This window comes from Nocardioides sp. (assembly GCF_035429765.1).
Lineage (GTDB): Bacteria > Actinomycetota > Actinomycetes > Propionibacteriales > Nocardioidaceae > Nocardioides.
Genome location: NZ_DAOMFK010000232.1, coordinates 1 through 4,349 on the forward strand (window position 1 = coordinate 1; position 4,349 = coordinate 4,349).

A 4,349-nucleotide genomic window follows, 5' to 3' on the forward strand; every position below is an offset into this window, starting at 1 on the left:
TCGGCATCGTCAACGGCACCACCAACTTCATCCTGGACCGGATGGACACCTCGGGCGCCGGCTTCGAGGAGGCGTTGGAGGAGGCCCAGGACCTGGGCTACGCGGAGGCCGACCCGACGGCCGACGTCGAGGGGTTCGACGCGGCGGCCAAGGCCGCGATCCTCGCCTCGCTGGCCTTCCACACCCGGGTCAGCGCCGCCGACGTCCACCGCGAGGGCATCGCCGACGTGACGGCGGCCGACGTCCGCGCAGCCCGGGACATGAACTCGGTCGTGAAGCTCCTGGCGATCGCGGAGCTGACCGGCGACTCCGTCTCGGTGCGCGTCCACCCGGCGATGATCCCCCGGTCGCACCCCCTGGCCTCGGTCCGCGAGGCCTACAACGCGGTGTTCGTCGAGTCCGAGGCGGCCGGCCAGCTGATGTTCTACGGCCCGGGCGCCGGCGGCTCGCCGACCGCCTCCGCGGTGCTCGGCGACCTCGTGACGGTCGCCCGGAACCGGCTGGCCGGCACCCGCGGCCCCGGCGAGTCGGCGTACGCCGACCGGGCACTGCTGCCGATGGGCCAGACCCGCACCCGCTACCACGTGTCCATCGACGTGGACGACCGGGCCGGTGTGCTGGCGGCGGTGGCCACCGTCTTCGCCGAGCACGGCGTCTCCATCCAGACGGTGCGCCAGGAGGGCCGGGGCGAGGACGCCCAGCTCGTGGTGGTCTCCCACCAGTCCAGCGACGTCCAGCTGAGCGCGACCGTCGAGGCGCTGCGCGGCATGGACATCGTCCGTGACATCTCCTCGGTGATGCGCGTGGAGGGAGAGGTCGAGTGAGCGGACCGACGACCCACCAGTGGCGCGGGGTCATCGAGGAGTACCGCCCGCTGATCGACCTGCTCCCCGACGACCTGGAGCCGGTGACCCTCCGGGAGGGCGGCACCCCCCTGGTGCACTCCGAGTGGCTCTCGGGGCTCAGCGGCGCCCAGGTGTGGTTGAAGGTCGAGGGCAGCAACCCCACCGGCTCGTTCAAGGACCGGGGCATGACCACGGCGATCTCGCTGGCGAAGTACGACGGCGCGCAGGCGGTCGTGTGCGCCTCCACCGGCAACACCTCCGCCTCGATGGCGGCCTACGCCGCCAAGGCCGGCCTCACGCCGCTCGTGCTGATCCCCGAGGGCAAGATCGCGGCGGGCAAGATGGCGCAGGCGATCGTCCACGGTGCGCGGATCATCATGGTGCGCGGCAACTTCGACCACTGCCTGCAGATGGCCCGGTCGCTGTCCTGGGAGTTCCCGGTCGCCCTGGTGAACTCGGTGAACCCCGCCCGGCTGCAGGGACAGAAGACCGCGGCGTTCGAGATCGTCGACTTCCTCGGGGACGCACCTGACTACCACCTGCTGCCGGTCGGCAACGCCGGCAACATCTCGGCGTACTGGATGGGCTACGAGCAGTACCTCGCGCTGGGCCGGGCCACCAGGACTCCGGTGATGCGCGGGTTCCAGGCCGAGGGGGCGGCACCGCTGGTGACGGGGGAGCCCTTCCCCGACCCGGAGACCAAGGCGACCGCGATCCGGATCGGCAACCCCGCCTCGTGGAAGCTCGCCGAGGCGGCCGCGCGCGAGTCCGGGGGCCGCTTCGCGGCGGTCTCGGACGCACAGATCCTCGCCGCGCAGGCCGAGCTGGCCCGCCACGACGGCGTCTTCGTGGAGCCGGCCTCGGCCGCCGGCATCGCCGGCCTGCTCGCCGAGCTGGCCGGGGGCGAGTCGTACGCCGGCGCCACGGTGGTGGTGACCGTGACCGGTCACGGCCTGAAGGACACCGCGACCGCGCTGGAGTCGGTCGAGCTGCCCAGCGTGGTGGTGGACGCGGACGTGGCCGCAGCCGCCCGCGCGGCCGGGCTGGCCTGACCCGTGGCGAGCTTCGTGCCCGGCCCGGTGCGGGTGAGCGTCCCGGCCACCTCGGCCAACCTCGGGCCGGGGTTCGACTCCCTCGGCCTGGCCCTCTCGCTGCGCGACGAGCTCGTCGGGCAGGTGCGCCCGGAGGGGCTGAGCGTCCAGACGACGGGGGAGGGCGCGGACACCCTTCCCCACGACGAGCGGCACCTGGTGGTCCAGGCGATGCGTGCGGCGTTCGAGGAGCTGGGCGCGCGGCCGCCCGGTCTGGAGCTGCACTGCACGAACCGGATCCCGCACGGGCGTGGGCTGGGCTCCTCCTCGGCCGCGATCGTCGGGGGAGTGTCACTGGCCCGGGCCCTGGTGGCCGGAGGCGGCCTGCTGATGGACGACGACGCGGTGTTCCAGCTCGCGGCCCGGATCGAGGGCCATCCCGACAACGTGGCGCCGGCACTCCTGGGCGGGTTCGTGATCACCGGTGAGGAGGACGGCGCCTACTTCGCCGTACCCTCCGGGATCGACCCGCGCGTCAGTGCCGTCGTGTTCGTCCCGCCCACCCCGCTGGCCACCACCCTCGCGCGCGGCCTGCTCCCCGGGTCGGTCCCGCACGCGGATGCCGCCGCCAACGCCGGCCGGGCCGCCCTTCTCGTGGCGGCCCTCGCCGGCCGGCCCGAGCACCTGCTCGCCGCCACCCGGGACTACCTCCACCAGGACTACCGCGAGAAGGCGATGCCGGAGTCCCTGGCCCTGGTCGCCGCGCTGCGCCGCGACCACGTGCCCGCGGTCGTCTCGGGGGCCGGCCCGACCGTGCTGGCGTTCTGCGACGGTCCCGACTGCCCCCAGGGCTCCGTCGAGCGCCTGCTCGCCCGCTGCCCGGTCGGCTGGTCGGCGCAGCACCTGGAGATCGAGCGTGCCGGCGTGGTCACGGCCTGAACGGCACCAGGTCCTCTCCGCCGCCGTGCGCGACCACGCAGGTCGACTCCGGCACCTCGCGCCAGGCACCCTGCAGGTCGCCCAACGGCTCCGACACGATCAGCCGCGCGTCGTCGGACAGCTCGTGCAGCTGGGGGTTGTCGGGGTACTGGTGACGCAGGGTGGACACGTCGGTGCTGTGGAACAGCGAGCGCGAGCGCCCCTCGGTGGAGTAGCGGAACGCCCAGGTGGTGGTCCCGTCGGTGGTCGCCACCGTCATCTGGACGGCGTTCTCCACCCCGTGCCGCCGGGCAGTCTCCTCGATCAGCGCGACCGCCGCGCGCACCGCCGCGGGCGGGTCCTGCTCCAGGCCGAAGGTCAGCGCGAGGTAGAAGAACATCTCCGAGTCGGTGCTGCCCTCGATCTCCGGGTAGAGGTCGGGTCGCACCTCCAGCGCGAGGTCGCGCTTGAGCACGGGGAACGACGCGAGGCAGCCGTTGTGCATCCACAGCCACGACCCGTGCCGGAACGGGTGGCAGTTGGTCTGCTGCACCGCGGAGCCGGTGGAGGCCCGGATGTGCGCGAACACGCGGCGCGCACTCGACTGGGCGGCGAGCTCGTGCAGGTTGCGGTCGTTCCAGGCCGGCTCGGTGCTGCGGAACAGGCCCGGCACCTCGCGGTCGCCGTACCAGCCCAGCCCGAACCCGTCGCCGTTCGTGGTCGTGGCGCCGAGCCGCGAGTGCAGGCTCTGCACCACCAGGGAGTTGTGAGGCTTGATGAGGAGGTCCTCGAGGTTCACCGGCGCCCCTGAGTAGGCCAGCCAACGGCACATCGTCGTGCTCCTTCCACCCGGTCCCTTCCAGTCCAGCATCCCGACGCCGGGTGTGCCTCCCCCCTAGCGGATGAAGGGCCGGAGTCGGGTTGAGTGGTCCGTGCCACACCCGTGCGAGTCGGGTGGTAGCCTGGCTCCACGCCACTCGGCGTAGGCACCGGGCACGACGGAAGTCGGCCGGTGCACGAACTCCCCTCGGTCCCGTGCTGATCGCACCACACGTACGCCACCAGCCGACCCAACCCCGACCGGGTTGCCAGCGGCAGGTGTCGGGTGCCCGAGGGAACTGCCAAGCAAGCCGTCGGCGCGACGCCGGCCGGCACTGATACGTGGGAAGGACCTCACGTGACGGAAACCATCGAACCCACCACGGACGCGCCGGGGTCGTCGCAGCAGACACCGACCTCCAAGAAGCGCGCCGGTGGACTCAACTCCATGCTGCTGGCCGACCTGAAGGCGATGGCCGCCGGCCTGGGTGTCCCGGGGGCGAGCTCGATGAAGAAGGCTCAGCTCGTCGAGGCGATCAAGGCCGCCCAGGGCGGCGCCCGCACCGCCGGTGACCGGGGGCGACCCGCGGAGTCTCCCACCGAGCGCGGCCGCAGGTCGCGGACCGAGTCCGGCGAGCGCCGGACCGAGAAGGCCGAGCCCCGGACCGAGAAGGCCGAGCCCCGGACCGAGAAGGCCGAGCCCCGGACCGAGAAGGCCGAGCCCCGGACCGAGAAG

At 73.1% G+C, this 4,349-nt stretch carries 5 protein-coding genes; 4 read left to right on the top strand and 1 reads right to left on the bottom strand.

The genetic code is table 11. The annotated features are described in order from the left end of the window. The 3 genes from PLP61_RS15170 to thrB all read left to right on the top strand — a co-directional run. Positions 1–824 (top strand): homoserine dehydrogenase (locus PLP61_RS15170; RefSeq protein WP_324503596.1); only part of this gene is annotated, 824 nt, incomplete at its 5' end. Next, positions 821–1,897, top strand: coding sequence for a threonine synthase (gene thrC, locus PLP61_RS15175; RefSeq protein WP_324503597.1), 1,077 nt, complete (start codon positions 821–823; stop codon positions 1,895–1,897). The genes PLP61_RS15170 and thrC, both read left to right, overlap by 4 nt. Positions 1,898–1,900: 3 nt before the next feature. Then, positions 1,901–2,815 carry a homoserine kinase gene (gene thrB / locus PLP61_RS15180; RefSeq protein WP_324503598.1) on the top strand — a complete coding sequence of 305 codons (915 nt, stop codon included), beginning with the start codon at positions 1,901–1,903 and terminating at the stop codon, positions 2,813–2,815. Here thrB and PLP61_RS15185 read toward each other — a convergent pair. Next, entirely contained in the window at positions 2,805–3,626 is an 822-nt protein-coding gene (locus PLP61_RS15185; RefSeq protein WP_324503599.1) for a class II glutamine amidotransferase, read from the bottom strand. The genes thrB and PLP61_RS15185 overlap by 11 nt on opposite strands. 345 nt (positions 3,627–3,971) lie before the next feature. On the opposite strand from PLP61_RS15185, the gene PLP61_RS15190 reads away from it, so the two are divergent. Beyond that, on the top strand, positions 3,972–4,349 hold a 378-nt coding region (locus tag PLP61_RS15190), incomplete at its 3' end, for a Rho termination factor N-terminal domain-containing protein (protein WP_324503600.1).